The sequence below is a fragment of the Dactylosporangium salmoneum genome, from assembly GCF_039532525.1.
Taxonomy (GTDB): Bacteria; Actinomycetota; Actinomycetes; order Mycobacteriales; family Micromonosporaceae; genus Dactylosporangium; species Dactylosporangium salmoneum.
The window spans coordinates 1-4229 of record NZ_BAAARV010000122.1; the positions used below are offsets into that span (position 1 = coordinate 1).

The 4229-nt window shown below is 71.4% G+C and carries 2 protein-coding genes; both read left to right on the forward strand.

Annotated elements, in window-relative coordinates:
* The first annotated feature begins 289 nt into the window (after nt 1-289).
* Entirely contained in the window at nt 290-2209 is a 1920-nt protein-coding gene (locus ABD352_RS51520) for a diguanylate cyclase domain-containing protein (protein ID WP_344620008.1), read from the forward strand.
* Between the two features lie 221 nt (nt 2210-2430).
* Nucleotides 2431-4229 (forward strand): discoidin domain-containing protein (locus ABD352_RS51525; protein WP_344620009.1); only part of this gene is annotated, 1799 nt, incomplete at its 3' end.

Here is a 4229-nt window from a genome sequence, read left to right on the forward strand (position 1 = left end):
GACACAGACGTGATCTTCCCTGACAGGGTTAGCGAAGATCACGCCGAGGTATCACAACGCTCTCTTAGGCGGCCGCCACATACCGCTCATGCTCGCGGTATCGGCCGGTCGGGCGGGAAACTGAGTATTGATCCTCTATTCCGACATACTGGATCGTGGCGCGCACAGGGCGCTACCCTGTGCGCACGTCCACGATCGGGGGACGAGAGCGCTCATCTCTGCACTTGTTCAGCCGAAGGTATGGCGGCCGGAAACTGCCGGCCGGGGGCGAAGGCGGTGATGACAGGCGGTGAGGACCAGCCGGCTGCTCGCCCTCTACGTTCCGCTCTTCGCGCTCGCCATCGGCTGGGGCATCGCGCGGTTCTTCGGCTTCGACCGGCTCACCCTGCTCGGCTGGGTGCCCGGCGCCGTCGGCATCGCGATCGGCGGCGGCTTCCTCTTCGTGGCCTCCCGCGCGCCCGGCCTCAACCCCGCCGGCCGCCGGTTCTGGCGGCACATGGCGATCGCCGCGGTGCTCATCGCGCCGGCGACCAAGCCGCTCACCGAGGCCAGCCTCGGCGGGCGCAAGACCGGCGCGGTGCTCACCGGCGCGGTGGTCCTGCTCAGCGTCGCCCTCATGCTCGTGCTCTGGGCGCTGCTGCGGTTGCCCACCCGCAGCCGCAGCCGGGGCGACTGGCTGCGGCTGGGCCTCGACGCGGCCACCGTGCTGGTCTGCTCGGCCACCTTCCTGTGGCACTTCGTGCTGCGCCCGATCGTGGCCACCGACGCCCCGCTGCCCAAGGTGCTCGGCCTGCTCGTACTGAGCGTGCTGTGCCTGCTCGCGGTGCTGGCCGTGGTCAAGCTGATCCTGGTCGGCACCGCCGTCGTCGACGTGCGGGCCCTGCAGACGCTCGCCCTCGTCGTGCTGCTCGGCTCGCTCGGCTCGGCCCTCGTGCCGGTGCTGCAGAGCCCGCGCCTGGCCGGCGTCTCCGACGTGATCACCACGGCCGAGGCGGTGCTGGTGGCCGCGGCCGGGGTGCTGCAGTGGCGCCGGGTCGCGCCGGGCGCCGCGGGCGTCCCGCCGCGGCGGCGGCCCTACTCGGTACTGCCGTACTTCGCCATCGCCGCCGTCAACCTGCTGCTCGTCGCGGTGGCCGCCACCGGCGCCGGCACCCTGCCCGTGGTCATCGGCGCGGTCGTGGCCAACGGGGTCGTGGTGGCCCGGCAGCTGCTCGCCTTCCGGGACAACGACGGGCTGCTGCGCGCGGTGCGCGAGCACCAGTGGCTGCTGCACGAGCAGGCCACCCACGACGCGCTGACCGGCCTGCCCAACCGGGCGCTGTTCAACGAGCGCCTGGAGGCCGCGGCCGCGGCCGTCCTGGTCGACCTGGACGACTTCAAGGCGGTCAACGACACGCTCGGCCACCCGGTCGGCGACGGCCTGCTGATCGAGGTCGGCCGCCGGCTGCGGGCCGCGGTCCGCCCGGGCGACCTGGTGGCCCGGCTCGGCGGCGACGAGTTCGCCATTCTGCTGCCGGACCTCGAGGACGAGCACATGCTGGCCGCCCTGGCCGAGCGGATCATCGGCGAGCTCGCGGCGCCGGTGCGCAGCCACGGGCACGTGCTCACGGTGACCGCGAGCGTCGGGGTGGCCGACCGGCCGGCCGGCGACGACGCGCAGGACCTGCTCCGCCACGCCGACATCGCCATGTACGCGGCGAAGAAGCGCGGGAAGGGCACGTACGCGCGGTACACCCCGGACCTCAGCGGCCTGCTGATGACTCCGGAGTCGCGGCGCTCGGACCTGCGCCGGGCGATCGCGGCCGCGGTCCAGCCGTGCACGATCGAGGTCGGGCGGGCCGCGCTGGTCTCGCCCGGGTTCGCCGCCGAGCTGCTCGCCCTGCTGGCCGAGGCCGGGGTGGCGCCGGCCGAGGTCACGCTCGCGCTGCCGGCCGCCCAGCTCGCCGACGACGACGCGGTGCGGCGGGCGATGACCGAGCTGCGCGCGGCCGGGGCCGGCTTCGCGCTGGACCACACCGGCACCCGGACCGTCCGGCTGGATCTGCTGACGGCCCTGCCGTTCACGGTGCTCATCGTCGACCGGGCCTTCGAGGCCGTCGGCAGCGATCGAAACGCGGCGTTTTCGGAGGCCGTGGCCAGGTTCGCCCGGGACGCGGGGATCGATTACAGAATTCGATACGAGGGCTCACTCCAGGAGAGCGCTCTCTAAATTTCAGTTCCGGAACCGTGGACCTCTTGACAGGGCGGGCTCGGCGGATAACTCTCGTCCTTGGGAGAGCGCTCTCCCAACCCCACCCCCGGTTCCCGGGCCGCCCGTTCCCGGTCTGGTGAGCCTGACACCCCGTCTGCCGGAACACAAGTGCCAACAAGCCACCGCCGCCGCGGTGGTGAGTTCCGGCTGCCGACGATGCCCTGGATCAGGAGCAGAGAATGCACACCGCCGCACCGCCAACGGCGAACCGCCGCCGCCGAAATCTCATCCTCGCCGCCATCGCCACCGTCGTGGTGCTGGCGACGTACGCCGTCACCACGACGCTGACCGCCTCCGCCGCCGACACCCTGCTCTCGCAGGGCAAGACGGCCACGGCGTCGTCGGCCGAGAACGCCGGCACCGCCGCGTCCGCGGCGTTCGACGGCAACACCACCGGGACCCGCTGGTCCAGCGCCTTCAGCGACCCGCAGTGGATCCAGGTCGACCTGGGCCAGACCGCCACGATCTCGCAGGTGAAGCTGTACTGGGAGGCCGCGTACGCGACGGCCTTCCAGATCCAGACCTCCAACGACGGCAACGCGTGGACCAACGTCTACTCGACCACCACCGGCACCGGCGGCACGCAGACGCTGAACGTCACGGGCAGCGGCCGCTACGTGCGCATGAACGGCACCGCCCGGGCCACCGGCTACGGCTACTCCCTGTGGGAGTTCCAGGTCTACGGCTCGTTCGGCAGCAACCCGACCTCGGGGCCGTGCGACACCACCGCCAACGTGGCGCAGGGCAAGACGGCTGACGCCTCCAGCACCGAGAACGCCGGCACCCCGGCCTCCGCGGCCGTGGACGGCAACGGCGGCACCCGCTGGTCCAGCGCGGCCAGCGACCCGCAGTGGCTGCGCGTCGACCTCGGCTCGGTCCAGCAGATCTGCCAGGTCACGATCAACTGGGAAGCCGCCTACGGCAAGGACTTCCAGATCCAGACGTCGACCGACAACACCAACTGGACGACCATCAAGACGGTCACCGGCGCCACCGGCGGCAACCAGACGCTCAGCGGGCTGAGCGGCTCGGGTCGCTGGATCCGGGTGTACGGCACCGCGCGCGGCACCGGCTACGGGTACTCGATCTGGGAGCTCATCGTCAACGCCGGCGGCAGCAGCCCGACGTCCTCGTCGCCGTCGCCGACGACCAGCCCGACCCCGACGCCCACCGGCCCGCAGCTGCCGGGCGGCGGTGACCTCGGCGCCAACGTGATCGTGTTCGACCCGAGCCAGTCCTCGGCGACGATCCAGGCGAAGCTGGACCAGATCTTCACCCAGCAGGAGCAGAACCAGTTCGGCACCGAGCGCTACCAGTTCCTGTTCAAGCCGGGCTCCTACAGCGGCCTGAACGCGCAGATCGGCTTCTACACGTCGATCAACGGCCTCGGCCAGAACCCGCAGGACGTGCAGATCCACGGCGACATCACCGTCGACGCGGGCTGGATGGCAGGCAACGCCACCCAGAACTTCTGGCGCTCCGCGGAGAACCTGTCGGTCTACCCGGTGTCCGGCGTGGACCGCTGGGCCGTCGCGCAGGCCGCGCCGTTCCGCCGCATCGACGTGCACGGCGGCATGACCCTCGCCTCGCCGAACTGCGGCTGGGCTTCGGGTGGCTACATCGCCGACTCGCGCGTCAGCGGCAACATCAACCCCTGCTCGCAGCAGCAGTGGTTCACCCGTGACTCCACCATCGGCAGCTGGAACGGCTCCGTGTGGAACATGGTGTTCTCGGGCGTGCAGGGTGCTCCGGCCAACTCGTTCCCGAACCCGCCGTACACCACCCTGGCCACCTCGCCGGTGACGCAGGAGAAGCCGTACCTCTACGCCGACGCGAGCGGCTACCGGGTGTTCGTGCCGTCGCTGCGGACGAACTCCTCGGGTGCGACCTGGATCAACGGGCAGACCCCCGGCACCTCGCTCGGGATCAACCAGTTCTACGTGGCGAAGCCGGGCGTGACCGCGGCGACGCTGAACCA